This window comes from Bradyrhizobium sp. 21, assembly GCF_023073335.1.
Taxonomy (GTDB): domain Bacteria; phylum Pseudomonadota; class Alphaproteobacteria; order Rhizobiales; family Xanthobacteraceae; genus Bradyrhizobium.
Window position 1 is genome coordinate 241,086 of sequence record NZ_JADPJG010000012.1, and the last position, 21,412, is coordinate 262,497.

Below are 21,412 nucleotides of genomic sequence, written 5' to 3' on the forward strand. Positions count from 1 at the left end.
ACGAGGTCGCGAAGATTTTGGGCGATGATTAACAAGTGTTAGGGTCGCATGCGCTGACCGCAGAACGGCATTCCAATGCCGCAGTTGTAGAGGAAGGAAGTTCGCATGCCGCACGCCCTCACGAAGGACAACCACCGTCTCTATTTCGAAGAAGCAGGCGCGGGCACGCCGATACTTTTTCTGCACGAATTCGCGGCCGACTACACCAATTGGGAGCCGCAGATGCGTTACTTCTCGCGCGGCCACCGCTGCATCACCTATTCCGCGCGCGGCTACACGCCGTCGGATGTGCCGGCTGGCGATGTCTACACCTACACGCATTTCTACACCGATGCGCTCGCGGTGCTCGATCATCTCAAGATCGAGCGCGCGCATCTCGTGGGACTGTCGATGGGCGCCTATTCGTCGCTCCAGATCGGATTGAACGCGCCGCAACGCGCGCTGTCGATGATTCTGGCCGGTATCGGCTCCGGTTCGGAGATCGAGAACCTCGACGCCTGGCGCAAGCAGTGCCGCGCCAACGCCGAGCAGTTCGAGACGCTGGGCTCGGCGGAAGTCGCAAAAGTCACGCGCGAGGCGCCGAGCCGGATTCCCTTCCTGGTGAAGGACCCGCGCGGCCACGCCGATTTCTACGCCGCATTGGCTCGCCACGACGCCAAGGGATCGGCGCGCACGATGCGCGGCTTCCAGGGCGGCCGCCCCTCGATCTTTGCGATGACGGACGCGATCAGAGCCGCCGCGACGCCGGCACTCATCATCTGCGGTGACGAGGACGATTCCTGCGTCGGACCGAGCCTGTTCCTGAAGAAGCACCTGCCCGCGGCAGGGCTCGCGATGTTTCCGAAGTCAGGCCACGTGCTCAATCTCGAAGAGCCAGCACTGTTCAACGAGATGGTTGAGCGGTTCGTGACGCTGGTGGAAGCGGGACGATGGCCAGTGCGCGATCCGAGGTCGCTGGCTGGGCATTAGAGCGAAGGCGTCACCACGCGCCCGCAATGACGGGAAACTACTTCCTGCCGCCACGCGTGAGCAGAAACACCCCCTGCTCGCCGAACAGATTCCACACCCACCACGGCATTCGCAGCCGCAGCGGTCGGCCGTAGAGATCGAGCGCCTCGGCGCGCTCCATCTTGACGTCGATCGCGTCGCAGAGCTCGACGAAATCCTTGATGGTGCAGAAATGGATGTTGGCGGTGTCATACCAGCTCGCCGGCAAATTCTCCGTGCGCGGCATGTGGCCGCCGACCAGGAGCTGAAGCCGCATCTTCCAGAAGCCGAAATTCGGGAACGAGACGATGGCGCGGCGGCCGATGCGCAAGAGATTCTCCAGCACCACTTTCGGCTGCCGCGTCGCCTGCAGCGTCTGCGACAGGATCACATAGTCGAAGGCGTCATCGGGATAGTTGACGAGGTCGGTGTCGGCGTCGCCCTGCACCACCGCAAGGCCCTTGGCGACGCAGCGGTTGACGCCCTCGCGCGACAGCTCGATGCCCCGGCCGTCGATGCCGCGGGTCTCCAGCAGTTGGAGCAGGTCGCCCTCGCCGCAGCCGACGTCGAGCACCTTCGAGCCCGGCTTGACCATCTCGGCGACCAGCACATGGTCGGCGCGAAACTGGCCGGATTGCCCGGTCACAACGCCGCCTAGCGGCAGTACTTCCTGTACAGACATCGCTAGCCGTCCCTGTTAGTCGTCCTTGCTGGTGAGCCCTCGGGCCTTGCCTGCCGATTGCAGGAAGGCACGGGAGATGTCGAAGAATTCGGGCACGTCGAGCAGGAAGGCGTCATGGCCGCGGTCGGTCTCGATTTCGGCGAACGACACCCGCGCGCTCGACGCATTCAGCGCATGCACCAGCGCGCGCGATTCCGAGGTCGGAAACAGCCAGTCGCTGGTGAAGGAGACGACGCAGAAGCGCGTCTCGATGCCCGCGAACGCCTTCGCCAGCACGCCGCCATGGTCGCCGGCGATGTCGAAATAATCCATCGCGCGGGTCAGATAGAGATAGGAATTGGCGTCGAACCGCTCGACGAAGGACGAGCCCTGGTAGCGCAGATAGGACTCGACCTGGAAGTCGGCGTCGAACGAGAAGGTCGGCAACTCGCGGTCCTGCATGCGCCGTCCGAATTTTCGATGCAGCGCCGCATCAGAGAGATAGGTGATGTGCGCCGCCATCCGCGCGACGGCGAGCCCGCGATGCGGATGGAGGCCGTGATCGGCATAGCCGCCACTGTGCCAATCGGGATCGGCCATCACGGCCTGCCGGCCGAGCTCGTGGAACGCGATATTCTGCGCCGAGTGCCGCGTCGAGCAGGCAATCGCCAGCGCGGAGAACACGCGGCTCGGATACGCCGCAGTCCATTGCAGCACCTGCATGCCGCCCATCGAGCCGCCGACGACGGCAAACAGCGTGTCGATGCCGAGCCGGTCGATCAGCATCGCCTGCGCGCGCACCATGTCGGGGATGGTGATGACGGGAAAATCCAGGCCCCAAACCTTACCGGTCGCGGGATTGATCGAGGCAGGACCGGTCGAGCCCATGCAGCCGCCGATCACGTTGGAGCAGATGATGAAGTAGTGTTGAGGATCAAGCGGGCGGCCCGGTCCGACCAAGGTCTCCCACCAGCCCGGTTTGGCGGTGACGGGATGGACGTTGGCGACATGCTGATCGCCGGTCAGCGCATGGCAAATCAGAACAGCGTTGGAGCGAGCGGCGTTGAGCACGCCATAAGTCTTGTAAGCGATCTGGAACGGGGAGAGATCGACACCGCAATCGAGGCGCAGCGGCTGCTCATTGCCGAAATGCGTGACCTCTGAACTCGGATGATCCACCTCGTGCGACCGTTCATCGGCACTGATCGCGGGACTCGGAATTGACTTGACGCCAACCATCTGACCATCGACCTCGTTTGCGATCGTCGTGGTGACCGCATTGACATCAGGCCATGAAAAACCCGGCCTGAACGATAGGTTCGGCCGGGATCGAAAGGGTCCCCGGCCTGTTTAGCGAGTTTTTTAACGTGGCTGCAAGCCGGCCGGCTCAAATGACCACGGAACAGGCAAAACCTACCGGCTTGAACGGATTTCGTCAAGTCGCGGCCCGGATCAAGCAAATTCGGCTGTCGCGCCGTTGGCGGAAAGGGCCCTATTTGCCTTTGCATTTCTCTTTGCTTTCGCCGCCCTGACTGCCTAATCAGGACATCGACCGCAGCGGTGACGGCTCGACTGATCCGCATTGGAACGCCTCTCAACAACGCCTGTCAGACATGTCCCAACGTCCGCCCGCGCCACCATCGCTCCAGGAATTGCGCAAGGAGATCGACGCGATCGACGAGGGCATGCATCGCCTCCTCATGCAGCGCGGCGACATCATCGACCGCCTGATCCAGGTGAAGCAGACCCAGGAAGTCGGCTCGGCGTTCCGCCCTGCGCGCGAGGCGGCCATGATGCGTGACCTCGTCCAGCGCCATCGTGGCATCCTGCCGCTCGACACCGTGGAGAGCATCTGGCGCGTCATCATCGCGACCTTCACTTACGTCCAGGCGCCGTTCTCGGTGCATGCCGACATCTCGGCCAGCGAGCCGGCCATGCGCGATTCCGCGCGATTCCATTTTGGTTTTACGGTGCCCTACGTCGCGCATTTCAGCGCGCAGGCGGCGGTCGAGGCTGTCGCGAAGTCCAAGGGTGATCTGGCGCTGGTCTCGGCAACCTCGAGCCGGACGCCGTGGTGGCTTTCGCTGGAGGAAACAGGCGCGCCAAAGATCATCGCGCGACTGCCCTTCGTCGAGCGTGCCGATCATCCGGCGGCGCTGCCCGTGTTCGCGGTCTCGCGCGTCGCCGACAGCGCCCTGGTGACGGAAGTCGAGACCTTCAGCGTGCGCGTTTCGGGGTGGAACGCCGAGGTCGCGCGCGCGCTGTCGCCGCTTGCCGAGATTGTGGCGGTGCCCGATACCGCCTTCGACGGCGCCGCGCTGCTGGTCTCGATCACCGCGGCGAGCAGCCTCGATAAAATCAGGGCTGCCCTGATCGAAGCGGGGGCCTCGGTGCGCTCCACGGCCCTCGTCGGCAGCCACGCAACGCGCTATACGGTGCCCCCGACCGGGTCGAAATCGTAAGTCGCGAACCGCTTAAGCCTTAGCCGGAGTTGAAGATGTCCCGCCCCGTGCCGAATCCCGGCATTCTCGATATTGCGCCCTACACGCCCGGCAAGAGCCCGGTGGCGGAGCCGGGCCGCAAGGTGTTCAAGCTCTCGGCCAACGAGACGCCGTTCGGGCCCTCGCCGAAGGCGATCGAGGCCTTCAAGAACGTGGCGACGCATCTGGAAGACTATCCGGAAGGCACCTCGCGCGTGCTGCGCGAGGCGATCGCCCGCTCATTCGGGCTCGATCCCAACCGCATCATCTGCGGCGCCGGCTCGGACGAGATCCTCAATCTGCTGGCCCACACCTATCTCAGCCATGGCGACGAGGCGATCTCGACGACCCACGGCTTCCTGGTCTACCCGATCGCGACCATGGCGGTCGGCGCTAAGAACGTGGTGGCAGCCGAGAAGAACCTCACTTGCGATGTGGACGCCATCCTCAAGGCGGTGACGCCGCGCACCAAGCTGGTCTGGCTCGCCAACCCGAACAACCCGACCGGCACCTATGTGCCGTTCGACGAGGTCAAGCGCCTGCGCGCCGGCCTGCCGTCGCATGTGCTGCTGGTGCTGGACGCCGCCTATTCCGACTACGTCTCGCGCAACGATTACGAGATGGGGATCGAGCTCGTCGCCACCACCGAGAACACGGTGGTGACGCATACCTTCTCCAAGATCCATGGTCTTGCGGCGCTGCGCATCGGCTGGATGTTCGGCCCCGAGCACGTCATCGACGCGGTCAACCGCATCCGCGGTCCGTTCAACGTGTCGACGCCGGCGATGTACGCTGCCGTTGCCGCGATCGAGGACACCGCGCACCAGGCGATGTCGAAGCAGTTCACCGAGACCTGGCGCAACTGGCTCACTGAGGAGGTCGGCAAGCTCGGACTGAAGGTCACGCCGGGCGTCGCCAATTTCGTGCTGATCCACTTCCCGACCGAGGGCAAGACCGCGGACGCGGCCGACGCCTTCCTCACCAAGCGCGGGCTGGTGCTGCGCGGCTTGAAGAATTACGGCCTGCCGCATTCGCTGCGCATGACCATCGGCACCGAGGAAGCCAACCGCCTCGTCGTCGAGGGCCTGCGCGACTTCATGGCCGGCAAATGAGCGCGAATCCGCACTTCCAGCGCGTCGCGCTGATCGGCTTCGGCCTGATCGGCGGCTCGATCGCGCGCGCTGCGAAGCTCCAGGGCCTGGCTGGCGAGATCGTCACCACCGCGCGCTCGGAGAAGACGCGCGCGCGGGTGATGGAACTCGGCATCGTCGACCGGGTCGTGGCGACCAATGCGGAAGCCGTGAAGGACGCCGACCTCGTCATCCTCTGCATTCCCGTCGGCGCCTGCGGGCCGGTGGCGCAGGAGATCGCGGCGCATCTGAAGCCGGGAGCGATCATCTCCGACGTCGGCTCGGTCAAGGGCGCCATCGTCAGGGACATGGCGCCGCATCTGCCGCAAGGCATCCATTTCGTGCCGGCGCATCCCGTCGCAGGCACCGAGCATTCGGGCCCCGATTCCGGCTTCGCCGAGCTCTTCATCAACCGATGGTGCATCCTGACGCCGCCGGAAGGTGTCGATGCGGCTGCCACCGAGCGCCTGCGCGCGTTCTGGGCGGCGATGGGCGCCAAGGTCGAAATCATGACGCCGGATCATCATGATCTCGTGCTCGCGATCACCAGCCATCTGCCGCATCTGATCGCCTACACCATCGTCGGCACCGCCGACGAGCTACAGCAGGTGACGGAGTCCGAGGTCATCAAGTTCTCCGCTGGCGGCTTTCGCGATTTCACCCGTATCGCTGCGTCCGACCCGACGATGTGGCGCGACGTGTTCCTTGCCAACAAGGAAGCCGTGCTGGAGATGCTCGGCACCTTCACCGAGGATCTGGCAAAGCTTACCCGCGCGATCCGCCGTGGCGACGGCGAGGCGCTGTTCGACCACTTCACCCGCACCCGCGCCATTCGCCGCGGCATCGTCGAGATCGGCCAGGATTCGGCCGCGCCCGACTTCGGCCGGCCGCATGCGGCGCTGAAGAAGCCGTAGCGCTCAAGTAGCCCGGATGGAGCGAAGCGCAATCCGGGACTCTGTTTGCCGCATCGAAGAACCCTGGATTACGCTTGCGCTCCATCCGGGCTACGTGAGCAGCGCTACTGCTTCGCGCTGCGACCAAACTTTCCCGGCTTGAACAGATCGAGGTCGATGGCCTGCCCCATCGCCAGATATCCGGTGCGGTTAGGATGAAGCTTGTCGCCGGCGCCGCCAGTCGTGCTTTCGGGAACGAACTCCGGCTTGAGGCCACCTGAGGCCGGATCGAGCGTCGCCCGATCAAAATCGATCACACCGTCGAATGTCCCCGAGCTACGGATGAATGCGTTGAGCGCCTTGCGCTTGTCATCCTGCTCGGAAAAACCATGGGCCGCGCTGGTGCTGCCCAATGCCGAAACGACGGTGGCGCCAATGATCCGGGCTTGCGGCCATTTCGCACGTAGCTTCGCGACGCCGTCCTTCATCGCGGCGATGACCTGGTCGGCGGTAAAATTTCCGTTCTTGCTGAAATCGTTGATGCCTTCCAGCCAGATCAGGCTCGATATGCCGGACAGCGACAGCACGTCGCGATCGAGTCGCTGGCCCGAAGCGGGGCCGCCCGCGTACGGTTTGTCGGGACCATATTCGGCCGGGCCTGCGATTTGGTTGCCACCGATGCCGCCATTCACGACGGCGACCTTGTTGCCGTAGACCACCTTCAGGCGACGCGACAGCACGTTGGGCCAGCGATCGTCGCCATTCATCGTCGAGGCGGTCCCGTCGGTAATCGAATCCCCAAACGCCATGATCGCGAAGGCATCGGCAGGCGCAGTCATCTCGATCGCATCGAGGAAGAACCACGACGCGGTCGCATAAGGGAAGGAAGCCTCGTCTTCGAGGGCGCCCTTGGCGCCGGCGCCGGGCGCACTGACATAGGAGGTCGTCAGCGCTTTGGCGTGCCAGGTCATCGGACCGCTCTGGCCGGCAACATGAAAACTGACCGCAAGCCGACGGCCGGCGAGGTCATCAGGCCGCTTTGCAAACGGCAGCGCGATCGCATCGCTCCAGACCGAATTCCCCGGCGACACCGTAACGGAAGCCGTGCCGGCGAACGTAATGGGAGTGTTGGAGCCTCGGATCAACGCGGCACTGCCCGACTGCAGGCCGGCGTAAACGCCGTCAAACGTGACGGGTTTGGTGCCGAAGGCGTTGCTGAGCCGGATGCGGGCCTGACGGCCCCAGATATCCGGTCGCACAATCAGGCGAAAGGTCTGGTCCCGCGCACCGGCCGCAGGGTCGGGAAACGCGAATTTCTGTTCGGGCTGGGCAGACGGATTGCCGACGGGGTATGGGCCCTGAACCGCGCCCGTCCAGGACACCACCCAATGTTCGCCATCCTTTGCGATTGCGGTCTGAAGCGAGGCGACGAGCAGCGATGCTGCCACGAGACAATTCAACGCGTGCATTGTTTCCCCCGACCCTCAGATAATTTGGGCGCGACCCTAGAGCCGTCTAGTTGGCCTTCAATAGGGCGGCAGAACGCTACCTGTCCAGACGCGCTGACGCACTCTCGCCCGACGCAGGAGGGGACCTCGCAGGTTGCGTCACCGCTGCCGACAAGACGCGCTTCGGAAGCGATCTGTTCATAGCTTCGAATGCGTCAGGCGGACCGGGCTACGCGCCCGGCAGATTTATGAATTCGCGACCTAATACAGCGGCGGGATCAAGCCAACCTTGACGGGGCCGAGCAGCACGGCGCCGTCGACGAATTTCAGCGGGAAGCTGCGGGCCTTCTTGCCTTCCAACATGCTCTCGGTGCCGATCGAATTGATGCCGGCAGCGACGCCGGCGTTGGCGTTCTGCTTGATGACCTTGCCGAGGCCGGGAACGGCGCGGTCGAGCGCGCCGAACAGATTGTTGAGGTCCTGCGACTTCACGCCGGGCGCGACGCGGTCGAGCGTTGCCTGCGGTACGCCCTCCTCCAGCATCTTCTCGATACCGAGTGCCGGAATGACGCGCTCGAGGCCCGTCACCGTCATCTGCAGTTCGCCGTCGAGTCGGCCATTGGCCGAGAGACCGAGCGTGCCGGCCGCAATCGCGATCATCTCGCCCTGCTGGATGCGCGACTGCACAATCTCGATGTGACCACCGGCGGCCTGGATCTCACGGAAGCGCTGCGGCCAGGGTTTTGGCGTGAGGTCGGAAAGGCCGGTGATCTTCGCGCGTGTATCCGCCTCGAACGGCTCGGCGAGCAAGGGATGAACGCCCTGGATGCTGCCCTGCGCGATCTGGAGCACGGTCTCGATAACAGGATGATCGGACGGCGATCCATCCGCGAGGCGTCCATGCAGCTCGATTTGCTTGGCGCGCGCGAGCGGCACCTGCACGCTGCCGTCGAGACGGTTGACGGTCGGCTCCTCGAACACGATCGAGGCGCGCTCCGGCACCGCGGGCAGGCCGACCACGCTGCTGCGAGCCTTGCTCCAATTCACCACGAAAGTGTTCTGCGTAATGCCGTCGGTCAGCGTCGCGGGTGCGGAGAATTCGGCGATGACGCGCTTGGGGTCGTAGACCTGGGCGACGACCAGGATGTTGTCGAGCTTCGCCGTGAACGGCGTCTTGCTGGCGTTCTGCGACACCAGGGCGACGCTGGCGCCGGAACACTGGACCTCGAAGCGGAACGGGAAGCCCGCGATCGAGCGCTTGGCGCAATCATAGATGCGGCCGGATTTGGCCTCCTGCGCACGCCAGGCGTCGGCGGCGATTTCGGCCTGCGACGCCGCATAGAACCAGAAGCAGCTCCACGCCACGGCGAGGATCAGGAGGAGAACGGGAGCGATGAAAAGGCCCCAACGGGAGCGCCGGCCTGCGGCAACGGTCATATCGGACATGGAGCGACCCTTTGACCCCTGATTTTGTCAAATGTAAGCGAGGTTGGCTTGCTCCGAAAGGCGGAGAATTCGCTTCGCTTGGAGGCGCGGTTCTGGTAGCCGTGCCCGAAATGTCGGACATCACCCTCCCCTCCGTCACCACAGCCAAGGGCGACCTCTGGGTGTTCGGCTACGGCTCGCTGATGTGGCGGCCGGGCTTCGAATTCGAGGAGCGTGTCCAGGCACGGCTGGTCGGCGAGCATCGCGCGCTCTGCGTCTATTCCTTCGTGCACCGCGGCACCCCGGAGAAGCCGGGCCTGGTGCTCGGGCTCGACCGCGGCGGCGCCTGCCGCGGCATCGCCTTCCGCGTCGCCGAGAAGAACCGTGCGGACGTCGTCGCCTATCTGCGGGCGCGCGAGCAGGTCACCTCGGTCTATCGCGAGGTGATGCGGTCGGTGTGGCTGGAGAACGACGCGCGGCAGCGCGTCTCGGCCCTCGCCTATGTCGTCGACCGCGGCCACGTGCAATATGCCGGCCGGCTCTCGCTCACCGACCAGCATCGCCACGTGATTCAGGGCCACGGCCAGTCCGGCGCCAACCGCGACTACGTGACCGCGACCGTGAAAGCGATCGAGGCCGAAGGTTTCCGCGACGCCCAGCTGCATCAGCTTGCGACCATGCTGCATGGTGATGCGCATACCCGGCACGCTCCGTCTCCCGCAAAAGATCGAGAGAGCCGCTAGCTCTCCGATGGCGCGTAGCTCGGCGAGCTGCCGATCAACTGCTCCTGCTCCTCGCGGCCGGCTTCGACGAGGCGGCCGGTCGCGTCTTCGATCGCCGTTTGCACGCGGGCGAGAAATTCATCCTTCGCCAGGCCCGGCGGCAGCGGATCGAGGAACTCCACCACAAGCGTTCCTGGATAGCGCATGAAGGTGCGGCGCGGCCAGAACAGGCCGGAATTGAGCGCGATCGGCAGGCACGGCGCGCCGCAGGACGAATAGATTTGTGCAAAGCCGGTCTTGTAGTCCGGTGGCGCGCCCGGTGCGCGGCGCGTGCCTTCGGGAAAGATCACGAGCTGCGCGCCGCTGCGCACCGCCTCGCGCGCCCGCCGCGTCATGTCCAGCAGCGCCTTGACGCCGGCGTTGCGGTCGATCGCGATCATCCCGGTCTTGACCAGGAACTGGCCGAACACCGGGATCTGCATGAGCTGACGCTTGAGGATGAAGATCGGACGGTTGAAAAAACCCGGCAAGACGAACGTCTCCCAGAACGACTGGTGTTTTGCGGCGATCACCAGTGGTCCCTGCGGGATCTTCTCGACGCCCCGGAATTCGACCTTGATATTGCAGACCACGCGCATCAGGAACAGCGTCGCCTTCGCCCACCATTGCGCGACCGTGAGCATGGCGCGCGGCGGCAATGCGAAGGTCGGCAGCGCCACGATCGCGAGGCACACCAGCACGGTGTAGAACAGCACGTTGAACACGAGCGATCGCAGGAAAATCAAGAACATCGAGGATCCGATCAATTGCCGATCAGTAGCCGATCAATTGGCCTGTGCGGTGGCGGGCCGCTTCGGCTGCAGCCCGGGAGGCTGCTCCGACATCTCGGGCGAAAGGTCAATCCCGAAATCCTCCAGCCGCACCCTGAGCTCGGCCGCGATGTACTTGACATATTCCGACAGCAGCAGCCGCAGTGTGGAGGCCGAGGTCCACCACGGCTCCTCGCGCCATTTGTCGCCGACCACCGCAAACGGGATCAGATTCGTCTCCGGCATCGCATGCGAGAATTCCACCAGCGCGCGCGGCATGTGATAGTTCGAGGTGACCACGATCAGCGATTTGAAGCCGCGTCCCTGCGCCCAGCGCCGCGCCTCGGCGGCGTTGCCGCGGGTCGAGACCGCGGTGCGGTCGAGATCGACGCAACAATGCATGAAGGACTGGCTCTCCGGCAACGTCCGGGAAATGTCGCTCGCCGTCGAGGTCGGGTGCACGCCGGAGATCAGGAGGCGCCTGCCGTAACCGGCAGCGAGCAGCTCCATCGCATCCGACACCCGCGAGGAGCCGCCGGTCAGGACCACGATGCCGTCCGCCTTGCGGTCCGGCGCGATCTCGGCGCCGTGCAATTGCGACAGGAACGCGATGAAGCCCGCCGCCGCGCCGACGAAGGCGAACGCAATCGTCGACATCAATGCCGCGCGCGGCCAGCCGCGCGGCAGTTTCGGCGATCGATCGTCGGTCGGCGAGGTCATGCGATGTCGGTGATCCCTTCCCTGGATGATTTTAGGACGTTTTGAGGCGAAGTGGAGTCCGGTTTATCGGACTCAATCGACATCATTCAGCGTCGCGAACAGGGTCTGGCGCGAGGCCACCGCGGTGATGGCGCCGATCAGCACCGCCTGCACCGCGAGCACGATGTAGCCCGACGGCCGCAGCGAGAAGGTGCCGAGCAGCGCGGCGAACTGGTCGCCGACGGGGGTGCCGGAAAACCACCCGGCGATCGACTCGGAGAAGCCGAACACCAGCATGGCGGCGCCGCCGCCGATCACGCCGCCCTCCAGGCCCAGCCTGAGGAAATGCCGCAGGAAGCGGTTGGCGATGTAGCGGTCGCCGGCACCGACGAAATGCAGGACCTCGACGATCGGACGGTTCGCCGCCATGGCGCCACGGGTCGCGAACGAGACCGAGATGATGGTCGCGATGATGACGAGCGCGAGGATGCCGAGGCCGGCGAGAACGGTGGCGTTGGTCATCGAGCGCATGCGCTCGATCCAGGCGCGATGATCGTCGACGCTGGCGCTTGGCGCCGCCTGCATCACGCGGGCGCGCAAGGCGCCGAGATCGAGCGGCGTGCCGGGTTGCACGCGCGCGATGATCATGCGCGGCACCGGCAGATCGTCCATCGACAGGCCGGTGCCGAGCCAGGGCTCGAGCAGCTTGCCGCTCTCGTCCTTGGTGAACGGCTTGACCTCGACGATGCCGGCCTGCGCGCGCATGGCTTCGGTCACCGCCGCGGTGTCGCGGTCGAGATCGCGACCGGTCTGCGGCCGAACCTGGATGGTGATTTCGCTGGCAACGTCCGACTGCCATTCGGCGGCGGAGGCGCTCACCAGCAAGACCGCGCCCGTCGTCATCGACGCCAGGAAGGTCATGATGGCGACGACGGCGACCAGCGCGCGGCCGTGGATCGAGGCGCGCGGGACGATCGGCGACATGTTGCGCGCCCTGGCCGGAAGCTGCGGACGCTCCTGTCCGAGATCGACCAGCACGCCGCGCTCGTCGGGCCTACTCATAGACGTGCAGCCGTCCCTGGTGCAGCACGAAGCGTCGCGCCTCGTACTGGTCCATCAGGGCGATATCGTGGGTGGCGATGATGACGGCGGTGCCGGATTTGTTGAGCTCGATGAACAGCCGCAGCAGGCGGCGGCCGAGCGTCGGATCGACGCTGCCGGTCGGCTCGTCTGCCAGCAGCAGCTGCGGCCGCGAGATCACGGCGCGCGCGATCGCGGCGCGCTGCTTCTCGCCACCGGACAGGATCGGCGGCAGCGCGTCCATGCGCTCGCCAAGCCCGACCCATTTCAGGAGGTCGATGACCTCTTTGCGATAGCTCGATTCACTGCGGCCCATGACGCGGAACGGCAGCGCGACGTTCTCATAGGTCGTCATGTGGTCGAGCAGCCGGAAGTCCTGGAGCACGATGCCGATGCGCTTGCGCAGATCCGCGATCTCGTCCTTGCCGAGCTGCGAGATGTCGTGGCCGAACAGATTGACGAGGCCCCGGGTCGGCCGGTGCGAGAGGAACAACAGGCGCAGCAGCGAAGTCTTGCCGGCGCCGGACGGGCCGGTGAGAAACTGGAACGAATGCGCCGGGATCTGGAAGCTGAGGTCGCGCAGGACCTCGGGCCCCAGACCGTAACGCAATCCGACATTTTCGAACCGAACCACGCTCAGCTCCGTTCGAGAGGGGGCCGCGCTGCGGCGCCCCGCCACACGCGATCAAGGGGTTGTGCGACCGTTATGGTTTCCGGTTCGTTAACGGTCGCCCTGTAGCATTTGGGGTGCCCGGCTCTCTCCGACCGGGGCATCGTCAAGACCAGTCCGTGCATCAAGGCTCGTGTCCATGCATATCGTCTGCCCCCATTGTACGACATACTACGCGATCAAGCTTGCGAGCCTGGGGGCGAACGGACGGACGGTCCGCTGCTCCCGCTGCAAGGAGACCTGGGTTGCCTATGCCGAGGATGCCATCGAGGAGGCATCCGTCCCGGCCCTGGCCGGGGCGGGCCAGAGCGACGACCAGAGCGACCTCGCCGCGGAATGGAACTCCTACGCCGAGGACGACGGCACCGCTGATGCGCCCGTTGTCGACAGCCCCTCGATCGCCAGCGATTGGCCGGCTGAGGAGGCCAGCGACGCCGAGGACGAGTGGTCTTCGGCGGCCCGGGCCGCCGAAGATGATGTCGTCGGCGCGCAGCACCAGTCCTGGGTCCGCGGCCTGTTCAGCCGCCGCGGGGCACGGGTGAGCCGTCCAGTCGCCACCGCGGTGCCGCGAAAATCCCATTTCGGCCTGCCGACCGCCTGCGTCGCCATGGGCGCGCTGGTGCTGGCGCTGGTCATCTGGCGCGGCGACATGGTGCGGCTGCTGCCGCAGACGGCCGCTTTCTACAAGATGGTCGGCCTCGACGTGAACCTGCGCGGACTGGCCTTCAAGGACGTCAAGCTCTCCAGCGAGACTGTGGACGGTAAGCAGGTGCTGGTGATCGAGGGCGTGATCGTGGGCCAGGGCAAGAAAACGCTCGACATTCCCAGGCTGCGCTTCGCGGTGCGCAACGCACAAGGCGCGGAGATCTACGCCTGGAACACCGTTCTGGAGCAGACCGTGCTGCAGCCCGGGGAGCGCGCCTTCTTCCGCTCGCGCCTGGCCTCGCCGCCGCCGGAGGGCCGCAATATCGACGTTCGCTTCTTCAACCGGCGCGACATCGCCGGCGGCAGCGTATAATCGATTTTGCAGGTCTCGCAGGGAAAGTTGGTCGCGAGGTTGGTCCCAAGGTTGGTCTCATGCCGAAAATCCTGATCGCCGACGACGAGGATTCGATGCGCCAGCTGGTGGCGCGCGCCATCGCGATGGACGGCCACGAGATCGTCACCGCGCAGGACGGCGCCGAGGCGCTTGAGATCCTGACGCGCGCGGACGGCGGCTTCGATCTGCTGCTCACCGACATCCAGATGCCGGTGATGGACGGCATCGCGCTGGCGTTGTCGGTCGCACGCGATTTCCCCGACCTGACCATTCTGCTGATGACCGGCTTTGCCGACCAGCGCGAGCGCGCCTCGAACCTCAACGCGCTGGTGCATGACGTCGTGACCAAGCCATTCTCGGTCGCCGACATCCGCACGGCGGTGGCGGATGCCCTGGCGGCGAAGAAGGGGTAGCGGCCGATTGCGATTGCCCGGCGTGTCCATCCATGGGCCACCGCGCCAGCCAAATTTCCAGTGTCGTCCTGGCGAAAGCCAGGACCCATACCGCGAGGTCTATCCTCCTGGAAATCGATAGGCGTACCGGGCAACGAGTCTTCGCCAAACACCTCCCTGGGGTAATGGGTCCTGGCTTTCGCCAGGACGACATCGGAGATAGCCGCTCGATCGTCTCTAAAAATCCTTCAGCAGCCGCTCGATATAGTCGAGCTCGATCTGCGGGCGCGAGCTGTCGCCGAGGCGGCGGCGGAGCTCTTCGAGGATGCGGCGGACGCGCTGGGCGTCGATCTCGCCGGGGATCTTGACCGTGTAGTCGTCGCTCAGATCGCGGCCGTGAAGGGGACGGCCCAGCGGATCGGTCTGATTGCCGCCGCTCTGCTGGCGGCCGGCACGGTTGCCGGGACCATCGCCCTGCCCGTCGCCGTCGCCCTGTTGCATCGCCTCTGCCATCTTCTGCGCGCCCTTGCGCAAGGCATCGAGAGCTTTCCCTTGCGAGCCCACGGCGCCGTCCGAATTGCCCTCGCCGAGCTGCGAGCCGGCATCGCCCATGGCCCCGTCGGCGGTGTCCAGACTGCCATCGTCATCGCCCTGGTCACCGTCCTGATCGCCATCCTGGCCCGGCTGTCCCTGCTCGCCTTGCTGACCCTTCTGCCCCTTCTGATTCTGGCCCTTTTGCCCCTTCTGCGCGAGGCCGCGCTTGGCGAGCTCGTCCTGCAGCTTCTTCAGGCGGTCGCGCAGCGACTGCTGATCCTGCTGGAGGTCCGACATCGACTGGTCGCCCTGCTGCTTGCCGCGCGAGCGTTCACGCCGGGAATCCTGACCCTGCTTGAAAGTCTTGTCACGCAATTGCTGCTGCTTGCGGATCATGTCGCTGAGCTCGTTGAGCGCCTGCTCCATGTCGCTGTCGCCGGATTGCCCGGGCTGCGCCATCTGGAGATTTTCCATGATCTGCGCGAGCTGCTCGAGCAGGCGCTGCGCCGCCTCTTTATTGCCTTCCTTGGCAGCTTTCTCGATCTGCTTCAGCAGTTCGTCCAGATCGCGTTGCGTGATGACGGAACGATCGCGATTGGAGGATTGGCTTTTTTCCGTCGCGCGCTTGTAATCCTCGAGCTTCTGAATGGCATCGGATTGATTGTTCAGGCTCTTGCCGGATTCCTTCTGCCTGAGGCTATCGCCGGAATCCTGCATCGCCTTTTCCGCGCTATCGAGCAGCGCGTCGGGATCCTGATCCTGCTGGGCCGAGACGGCAGCGGGGAAGCCTCCCAGGAGGAGGGCAAGACAGGCGATCGACATCGCCTTCAAGACTGGCAAGCCTGCTAGCTTCCGCATTTCCGGTCCCGCGTAAACTGATTGGCCCCGTCGTCCCCCTTCGCCCGGCTGTTCGCCGACTTCCGATAGGTCTGCAGCTGCTGGCGCAAGACGTCCTGCTGCTGTGCCAGCTCTTCGAGCTGCTCGGGGGTGGCATGCTGGGTCTTCTGGCGCAGCTCGACGGCCTTGTCGAGGATGAGCTGAACCTCTGCAGGGAACGGCTGCCGGGGTCCCAGCGGATTCTGCTCGGCGCGCCGGGCGAGATCGCGCACCTTGCCGGCCATCGCCTCGCGGAGCTTTTGCGTCAGCGCCTTGATCTCTTCCTCGCTGGCGCCGCGTTCCAGCGCCCGCTTGAGCGCGTCCTGCGCCGAGCGCAGCGCGGCGTTGACGCTGCCGGCGACTCCGTCGTCCTCGATGGTGACCGCGAACGTCCACATGCTTCCCACCACCTCGCGCAACGCGTCGTCGGTGCGGGCGGCTTCGAGCTGGAGCGCCAGGCTGCGCAGGCCGAGATAGCAGCCCGCATCCGGCGTGAACAATTCGGGCGCGATCATCAACGCGTCGAGCGCGGCGAACACATCCGAGTTCTTGTTGGCATCGAGCGCGAGGATGCGGCGCTGCTCGATCAGCGCGCGCGCGAGCGAGTTGGTGAACAGCCGTTCGGGCAGGCGCATGTTGAAGGGCTCGCTCCTGGCCTCGTTGCCGGCCTCGTCCTTGGCGGAGAGCGTCAGCGTGACGTCGGCGCCCGCATAGGGGTCCTCGCTGAGGTCCTTCACCGTCTGACCGACGCCGTTGCGGGTGCGCGCATTCGGCAGCACGAGCGGGAATTGCGGCGGCTGGAACAGCGGCCGCGCGGCTGCCCTGGTGTCGTCCTTGCTGCCATCCTTCTTGCCATCCTTGGCATCGGCGGGGCGCAGCCCGATTTGCGCGTCGGCGCCGGTGACGCCGTAATCGTCTTCGATTTTGTAGGAGAGCTGGAGTCCGCCGCGCGCCTGGCGCTCGGGATCCTTGGCCAGCGCGATCGTCGGCGCGCGGTCCGGCGTTGCCGCAAACGCCCATTGCGGCTGGCCGGAAGGCGCACGGACATGCGCGGTGCCGTCACCGGTGATGGCGAAATGCTTCTCGTTGGTGCCCTTCGGCGTGGCTTCGGTGGGCGCGACCTCCTTGAGGCCGCCGGAGACGACAACATCAAGGCTGCCGCCGGAGGAGCGCACGATCAGGGTCGAGCCGGCGGGAACGGCAAGCGGGCCGCTGGCCGGCAGCGCCGCAGCCTCCTTGTTCGCGGCCGACAGGATGACCGGCGGCTTGCCGGTGTAGAGCGGCGGCGTGACCCAGGCATCGACGCGCACATTGGTCGGCGCCAGCACGCCGTTCCAGTCGAAGGCGGCGCCGAGGCGCATCGCACCCTCGTCGCCGGCGGCGAAGAAGGTCGCGACCAGCATCACCATGACCAGCGCGCGCAGTGCCCAAGGATCATGCAGAGCGAGCCGCGGGGTAGGCAGACCGGCGCGGATGCGCTTGATCGAAGCCAGCGTGCGCTCGCGCTGCGCCTGCCACAATGCCTGCGCAACCGGGTCCTGCGAGGTCAACGTGTCCGTCAGCGTGGTGGCCGGCCGATGACGGATGCCGGAGCCGCGGTCGAGCCGGGCAAGCGCCTCCTCGCGGCTCGGCCAGCGGAAGCGAATCAACGGGAACAGGACGGCAATCACGATGCCGGCGAAAACTACGAGAGCGATGGCGCGGGCAATGATCGGCAGCGCCAGCCAGAGGCCGGCCCAGGACACCACCAGGAACAGGCCGACGACGGTCAGAAGTCGTGCCAGATCCGGCCAGGCACGCTCCCACGCGATGGCATAAAGGGCCCGCTGCAGGGCCTGCGCCAGCTTCAGCCGCGACAGAGCGTCGCCATCGCGGATCGGGTCTGACGGGTCGGGGGTGACGCCGTTCAATCAACTCTCCAGGTTGCCCGGGAGAGAAGCGTACCACAACGGCAGCACTGAGGCATCCGTTCCCGTACGGGAGAGACCCCTTTTCCCGCATAACACGAGGACGTGACTGGCCCGCCGTAACCCCGTAATTTCCGCGCCGCCATCCAAGGAAAACGCAAGGGATATAGAGGAAACGCCATGGACAAGAAGATGCACGACAAGGGCCTGGAAGTCCGCAAAGCGGTGCTGGGCGAGGCCTATGTCAACAACGCCCTGAAGAGCGTCGACGATTTCAATCGTCCGTTCCAGGAGATGCTCAATGAATATTGCTGGGGCACGGTGTGGGGCCGCGACGAGCTGCCGCGCAAGACCCGCAGCATGCTCAACATCGCGATGATCGCGATCCTCAACCGCCAGCACGAATTCCGCGCGCATCTGAAGGGCGCACTCACCAACGGCGTCACCCGCGACGAGATCCGCGAGATCCTGATGCAGGTCGCGATCTATGGCGGCATGCCGGCCGCGGTCGACAGCTTTCGCATCGCGCGCGAGGTGTTCGCGGAGATCGACGGCAAGGCGTGAGGGGCGCGTTGCCAATGGGGAGGCGATACGCCTCTCCATGGTCGTCCTGGCGAAGGCCAGAACCCATAACCACCGGCGGATGTGATGCAAAGACTGGTGGTTGCGACTGCGCGTAGCGACTGCTCCTTGGGGTAAGGGGTCCTGGCTTTCGCCTGGACGACATCGAGTGTGTGGCGCGGCGATCGACAAACAAAGAACAACCAAAACAAGGAAACACCATGGACATCGGATTCATCGGCCTCGGAAACATGGGCTTCCCGATGGCGCGGCGGCTGGCCGAGGCCGGCAACCGGCTCGTCGTGTTCGACACGCGCAAGGAGGTCGTCGACAGACTGGTGGCGCGTGGCGCCACCGCGGCGACATCGCCCAAGGACGTCGCCGACCAGGTCGAGACTGTCATGGCGAGCCTGCCCTCGCTGCAGGCTTCGCTCGCGGTTGCGACAGGGCCGGACGGCGTGATCGAGGGAAGCCGCGTCAAACGCTTCATCGATCTCTCCACCGTCGGCTCGCAGATGGCGGCGAAGATTCACGGCTTGCTCGCCAAGCATGACATCGTGCAGATCGACTGCCCCGTCTCCGGCGGCGTCGGCGGCGCAGAGAAGGGCACGCTGGCGGTGATGGTGTCGGGGCCGAAGGCCGAGTTCGAGCTGCTCAAGCCCGCGCTCGACATCATCGGAAGAGTGTTCTTCATCGGCGAGAAGCCCGGCGCGGCGCAGACCATGAAGCTCGCCAACAACTTCTTGTCCGCCACCGCGATTGTTGCAACGTCGGAAGCCGTCGTGATGGGCGTGAAAGCCGGACTCGATCCCGCCGTGATGATCGACGTCATCAACGCCGGCTCCGGCATGAACACCGCAAGCCGCGACAAATTTCCGCGCGCGGTGCTGCCGCGAACATTCGATTTCGGTTTCGCCACCGGACTGATGGTGAAGGACGTGCGGCTGGCGCTCGAAGAGATGAAGCAGCTTGGCCTGTCGATGGAGGTCGCCGATGCGGTCGGCCGGCTGTGGGAGACCGTGATCAGCGCGGAAGGCGCCGAGTCCGATTTCACCGCGGCGATCAAGCCGATCGAGAAGAAAGCGGGCGTGGTGGTTGGCGGGAAGTAAGAGCGCCAGTCCGCAGGCCGGAGGCAGCGGAGCGAAATCCGGGCCACATTTTCACAACCAAGGCGCGCGCTTGCTGTTTTTGCTCGACGCCGTCCTTCATCCTTGAGTTGTATTCGTTGTGGGCTATCCTGTGCGCCCTACACGACTGCAAAAAAATCAGGGAGGACGGAATGAAGCGTCATCGACACTTACTTGTCGGTGCGACCATGGCCCTATTTGCCTGTGTCGCAATCGGCAGCTCGCCCGCCATGGCGACGCCGTGCACCAATCTTCGATCCTTGCAACTGCAGCACACGGTGATCAATTCGGCGGACGACAACACGACCGGCACCTTCGTCCCGCCTGGCTCAAGCCCGATCACCGGCCTTCCCGCGTTCTGTCGCGTTACCGCAACGCTGATCCCCAGCTCGGATTCCAGCATCAGGATCGAGGTCTGGCTGCCCGAGAGCACGTGGAACGGCAGGTTCCTTGGCACCGGCGGCGGCGGCTTCCAAGGCGTGATCACCTACAACGAGCTCGCCAGCGGCATCCAGGCCGGCTTCGCCGCGACCAACAGCGACCTCGGCACCGGATCATCGGGATGTAATCCGCTGTTCTGCGGATCGGCCGGCAACATGGGCAATCCGCTCGCGATCGAATTCGGCGATCCAGCGGCACCGTCGACGGGCCTGTTCGGGCATCCCGAGCGGATCAAGGATTTCGGCTATCGGGCGATCCACCTGATGACCGAGCGGGGCAAGGAGATCGTGAACGCATTCTACGGCCACCGCTCGCAAAGGGCCTACTTTGCGGGTTGCTCAACCGGGGGCCAGAACGCCCTGATGGAAGCGCAGCGCTTCCCCAATGATTATGACGGCATCCTTGCCGGCGCCGCCGCATTCAACCGCACCCATTTGCACATGGCGGGGCTCTATGGGTGGCAGAACACGCATGCAAGCCCCGGCCGGTTCATCCAGGCTGGCCAGATGACGCTGATCAACCAGGCCGTGCTCAAGCAATGCGTCGGCCAGGACGGCGGCGCCAAGACTGATCAGTTCCTCACCGATCCGCGCGATTGTCATTTCGACCCGAAGGTCCTGCTCTGCAAAGGTGGCAACGCGCCGCCCGCCTGCCTGACCTCCGATCAGGTCACGACCATGCAGCGATACTACGCCGGCACGATCGACCCGGTGAACGGGCAGATCATCAATCCCGGCTCGGAGCGCGGCAACGAGACCGACGACATCCTCGCCCTTGGGCTCGCGTTCCAGGAGCGACTGCCCGAGCCGGCCTTCGACGGCCTGTTCTACTGGGTGTTCGGCCCGAGCTTCGGCTATCCTGCAAGCGCCACCAATTTTGCCAATTTCGATTTCCACCGCGACGTCGACAAGGTCGATGATCAGCTTGCCGCGGTACTCAACGCCACCAGCACCGATCTCGGCGACTTCCGGGCGCATGGCGGCAAGCTCCTGATGTATCACGGCTGGGCTGACCCGCTGATCCCGTCACAGAGCAGCATCAACTATTTCCTGGCGCTGGTGGGGAATGAGGGCCCAGGATTCCAGCAAGGGGCCCAACCGGTCGGCTTCTTCGATCATGGCAACGGACCCAGCAATCCGGCGCTGCGACGGACCCAGAGCTACGCGCGTCTGTTCATGGTGCCCGGGCTGTACCATTGCTCCGGCGGCCCGGGTCCCAACACGTTCGACGCGCTCACGCCGCTCGTCAAATGGGTCGAGGCCGGCGTCGCGCCGGACACGATCCTCGCAACGAAGTTCGTGGCCGATACGCCGCCCGCGGTTCAGATGACCCGGCCGCTCTGCGTCTTCCCCAAGGTCGCGAAATATAATGGCAGCGGCGACGCCAACAATGCGGCGAACTTCACCTGCGTCACTGACGAGAACGATTTTAACCAGAAGCCGGCGCCCAAATACGGGCCGTGACGGGCGTGCAAGCGCCGGCGAGCGCATGCTCGCCGGTGCCTTGCTATCTGGCCGATGCGGATTCTCGT

Annotated in this window: 20 protein-coding genes and 1 riboswitch; of the genes, 10 read left to right on the forward strand and 10 right to left on the reverse strand. The window is 65.2% G+C overall.

The genetic code is table 11. The annotated features are described in order from the left end of the window. The first annotated feature begins 105 nt into the window (after nt 1-105). Nucleotides 106-969 (forward strand): alpha/beta hydrolase, encoded by an 864-nt coding sequence (locus IVB31_RS14995; RefSeq protein WP_247323367.1) that lies wholly within the window; start codon nt 106-108, stop codon nt 967-969. A gap of 37 nt (nt 970-1,006) precedes the next feature. On the opposite strand, the gene metW is transcribed toward IVB31_RS14995, so the two are convergent. Then, entirely contained in the window at nt 1,007-1,669 is a 663-nt protein-coding gene (gene metW / locus IVB31_RS15000; protein ID WP_247323369.1) for a methionine biosynthesis protein MetW, read from the reverse strand. Between the two features lie 15 nt (nt 1,670-1,684). Beyond that, complete coding sequence (locus IVB31_RS15005) at nt 1,685-2,887, reverse strand: homoserine O-acetyltransferase (RefSeq protein ID WP_247323371.1); 1,203 nt, start codon at nt 2,885-2,887, stop codon at nt 1,685-1,687. 90 nt (nt 2,888-2,977) lie between these two features. Next, nucleotides 2,978-3,057, reverse strand: a riboswitch (SAM riboswitch). Between the two features lie 204 nt (nt 3,058-3,261). On the opposite strand from IVB31_RS15005, the gene IVB31_RS15010 reads away from it, so the two are divergent. From IVB31_RS15010 to IVB31_RS15020, 3 genes are read left to right on the forward strand one after another with little or no spacing between them, the layout of a single operon-like run. Beyond that, entirely contained in the window at nt 3,262-4,110 is an 849-nt protein-coding gene (locus IVB31_RS15010; RefSeq protein ID WP_247323373.1) for a chorismate mutase, read from the forward strand. Nucleotides 4,111-4,145: 35 nt separating this feature from the next. After that, the gene (hisC, locus tag IVB31_RS15015) at nt 4,146-5,240 is read left to right on the forward strand and encodes a histidinol-phosphate transaminase (RefSeq protein ID WP_247323376.1); all 1,095 of its coding nucleotides are present in this window, start codon (nt 4,146-4,148) and stop codon (nt 5,238-5,240) included. Continuing rightward, the gene (locus IVB31_RS15020) at nt 5,237-6,172 is read left to right on the forward strand and encodes a prephenate/arogenate dehydrogenase family protein (RefSeq protein WP_247323378.1); all 936 of its coding nucleotides are present in this window, start codon (nt 5,237-5,239) and stop codon (nt 6,170-6,172) included. The genes hisC and IVB31_RS15020 overlap by 4 nt, the downstream gene beginning before the upstream one ends. Before the next feature lie 104 nt (nt 6,173-6,276). Here IVB31_RS15020 and IVB31_RS15025 read toward each other — a convergent pair whose 3' ends face one another. Continuing rightward, entirely contained in the window at nt 6,277-7,599 is a 1,323-nt protein-coding gene (locus IVB31_RS15025) for a GDSL-type esterase/lipase family protein (RefSeq protein ID WP_247323380.1), read from the reverse strand. Nucleotides 7,600-7,860: 261 nt separating this feature from the next. After that, entirely contained in the window at nt 7,861-9,045 is a 1,185-nt protein-coding gene (locus tag IVB31_RS15030; RefSeq protein ID WP_247323381.1) for a DUF2125 domain-containing protein, read from the reverse strand. Between the two features lie 110 nt (nt 9,046-9,155). On the opposite strand from IVB31_RS15030, the gene IVB31_RS15035 reads away from it, so the two are divergent. Continuing rightward, the gene (locus IVB31_RS15035; RefSeq protein WP_247323394.1) at nt 9,156-9,767 is read left to right on the forward strand and encodes a gamma-glutamylcyclotransferase; all 612 of its coding nucleotides are present in this window, start codon (nt 9,156-9,158) and stop codon (nt 9,765-9,767) included. Here IVB31_RS15035 and IVB31_RS15040 read toward each other — a convergent pair. The 4 genes from IVB31_RS15040 to ftsE all read right to left on the reverse strand — a co-directional run bounded on the left by IVB31_RS15040 (nt 9,764) and on the right by ftsE (nt 12,968). Next, a complete protein-coding gene (locus tag IVB31_RS15040; protein ID WP_247323396.1) occupies nt 9,764-10,537 on the reverse strand; it encodes a lysophospholipid acyltransferase family protein in 774 nt (257 codons plus the stop codon). The genes IVB31_RS15035 and IVB31_RS15040 overlap by 4 nt on opposite strands. A gap of 33 nt (nt 10,538-10,570) precedes the next feature. Further along, nucleotides 10,571-11,275 (reverse strand): YdcF family protein, encoded by a 705-nt coding sequence (locus IVB31_RS15045; RefSeq protein WP_247323398.1) that lies wholly within the window; start codon nt 11,273-11,275, stop codon nt 10,571-10,573. A gap of 72 nt (nt 11,276-11,347) precedes the next feature. Next, nucleotides 11,348-12,316 carry an ABC transporter permease gene (locus IVB31_RS15050; RefSeq protein WP_247323400.1) on the reverse strand — a complete coding sequence of 323 codons (969 nt, stop codon included), beginning with the start codon at nt 12,314-12,316 and terminating at the stop codon, nt 11,348-11,350. Next, nucleotides 12,309-12,968 (reverse strand): cell division ATP-binding protein FtsE, encoded by a 660-nt coding sequence (gene ftsE, locus IVB31_RS15055; protein WP_247323402.1) that lies wholly within the window; start codon nt 12,966-12,968, stop codon nt 12,309-12,311. Before ftsE ends, IVB31_RS15050 begins: the two co-directional genes overlap by 8 nt. Nucleotides 12,969-13,143: 175 nt before the next feature. Here ftsE and IVB31_RS15060 point away from each other — a divergent pair, with 175 nt between their 5' ends. Together IVB31_RS15060 and IVB31_RS15065 are read left to right on the forward strand one after the other, a co-directional pair. After that, nucleotides 13,144-14,022 carry an MJ0042-type zinc finger domain-containing protein gene (locus tag IVB31_RS15060; RefSeq protein ID WP_247323409.1) on the forward strand — a complete coding sequence of 293 codons (879 nt, stop codon included), beginning with the start codon at nt 13,144-13,146 and terminating at the stop codon, nt 14,020-14,022. Nucleotides 14,023-14,081: 59 nt separating this feature from the next. Next, nucleotides 14,082-14,456 (forward strand): response regulator, encoded by a 375-nt coding sequence (locus IVB31_RS15065; protein ID WP_247323410.1) that lies wholly within the window; start codon nt 14,082-14,084, stop codon nt 14,454-14,456. A gap of 216 nt (nt 14,457-14,672) precedes the next feature. Here IVB31_RS15065 and IVB31_RS15070 read toward each other — a convergent pair whose 3' ends face one another. After that, entirely contained in the window at nt 14,673-15,827 is a 1,155-nt protein-coding gene (locus IVB31_RS15070) for a DUF4175 family protein (protein ID WP_247323411.1), read from the reverse strand. Further along, nucleotides 15,815-17,755, reverse strand: coding sequence for a TIGR02302 family protein (locus IVB31_RS15075; RefSeq protein ID WP_247323412.1), 1,941 nt, complete (start codon nt 17,753-17,755; stop codon nt 15,815-15,817). Before IVB31_RS15075 ends, IVB31_RS15070 begins: the two co-directional genes overlap by 13 nt. 177 nt (nt 17,756-17,932) lie before the next feature. Between IVB31_RS15075 and IVB31_RS15080 the strand changes: the two genes are divergently transcribed. From IVB31_RS15080 to IVB31_RS15090, 3 genes are all read left to right on the forward strand, one after another. Next, nucleotides 17,933-18,316 carry a carboxymuconolactone decarboxylase family protein gene (locus IVB31_RS15080; RefSeq protein ID WP_247323413.1) on the forward strand — a complete coding sequence of 128 codons (384 nt, stop codon included), beginning with the start codon at nt 17,933-17,935 and terminating at the stop codon, nt 18,314-18,316. 218 nt (nt 18,317-18,534) lie between these two features. Continuing rightward, nucleotides 18,535-19,422, forward strand: a complete 888-nt coding sequence (locus tag IVB31_RS15085; protein ID WP_247323414.1) for an NAD(P)-dependent oxidoreductase — start codon at nt 18,535-18,537, stop codon at nt 19,420-19,422. 170 nt (nt 19,423-19,592) lie between these two features. After that, a complete protein-coding gene (locus IVB31_RS15090; RefSeq protein ID WP_247323416.1) occupies nt 19,593-21,344 on the forward strand; it encodes a tannase/feruloyl esterase family alpha/beta hydrolase in 1,752 nt (583 codons plus the stop codon). Nucleotides 21,345-21,412: the final 68 nt, after the last annotated feature.

Excerpts from the sequence above, each read along its gene's own strand:
- metW (WP_247323369.1), bottom strand. The coding sequence starts at position 1,669 with ATGTCTGTACAGGAAGTACTGCCGCTAGGCGGCGTTGTGACCGGGCAA.
- hisC (WP_247323376.1), top strand. The coding sequence starts at position 4,146 with ATGTCCCGCCCCGTGCCGAATCCCGGCATTCTCGATATTGCGCCCTAC.
- IVB31_RS15045 (WP_247323398.1), bottom strand. The coding sequence starts at position 11,275 with ATGACCTCGCCGACCGACGATCGATCGCCGAAACTGCCGCGCGGCTGG.
- IVB31_RS15010 (WP_247323373.1), top strand. The coding sequence starts at position 3,262 with ATGTCCCAACGTCCGCCCGCGCCACCATCGCTCCAGGAATTGCGCAAG.
- IVB31_RS15080 (WP_247323413.1), top strand. The coding sequence starts at position 17,933 with ATGGACAAGAAGATGCACGACAAGGGCCTGGAAGTCCGCAAAGCGGTG.
- IVB31_RS15060 (WP_247323409.1), top strand. The coding sequence starts at position 13,144 with ATGCATATCGTCTGCCCCCATTGTACGACATACTACGCGATCAAGCTT.
- IVB31_RS15070 (WP_247323411.1), bottom strand. The coding sequence starts at position 15,827 with ATGCGGAAGCTAGCAGGCTTGCCAGTCTTGAAGGCGATGTCGATCGCC.
- IVB31_RS15085 (WP_247323414.1), top strand. The coding sequence starts at position 18,535 with ATGGACATCGGATTCATCGGCCTCGGAAACATGGGCTTCCCGATGGCG.
- IVB31_RS15035 (WP_247323394.1), top strand. The coding sequence starts at position 9,156 with ATGTCGGACATCACCCTCCCCTCCGTCACCACAGCCAAGGGCGACCTC.
- IVB31_RS15090 (WP_247323416.1), top strand. The coding sequence starts at position 19,593 with ATGAAGCGTCATCGACACTTACTTGTCGGTGCGACCATGGCCCTATTT.
- IVB31_RS14995 (WP_247323367.1), top strand. The coding sequence starts at position 106 with ATGCCGCACGCCCTCACGAAGGACAACCACCGTCTCTATTTCGAAGAA.
- IVB31_RS15065 (WP_247323410.1), top strand. The coding sequence starts at position 14,082 with ATGCCGAAAATCCTGATCGCCGACGACGAGGATTCGATGCGCCAGCTG.
- IVB31_RS15030 (WP_247323381.1), bottom strand. The coding sequence starts at position 9,045 with ATGTCCGATATGACCGTTGCCGCAGGCCGGCGCTCCCGTTGGGGCCTT.
- IVB31_RS15005 (WP_247323371.1), bottom strand. The coding sequence starts at position 2,887 with ATGGTTGGCGTCAAGTCAATTCCGAGTCCCGCGATCAGTGCCGATGAA.
- IVB31_RS15040 (WP_247323396.1), bottom strand. The coding sequence starts at position 10,537 with ATGTTCTTGATTTTCCTGCGATCGCTCGTGTTCAACGTGCTGTTCTAC.
- IVB31_RS15020 (WP_247323378.1), top strand. The coding sequence starts at position 5,237 with ATGAGCGCGAATCCGCACTTCCAGCGCGTCGCGCTGATCGGCTTCGGC.
- IVB31_RS15050 (WP_247323400.1), bottom strand. The coding sequence starts at position 12,316 with ATGAGTAGGCCCGACGAGCGCGGCGTGCTGGTCGATCTCGGACAGGAG.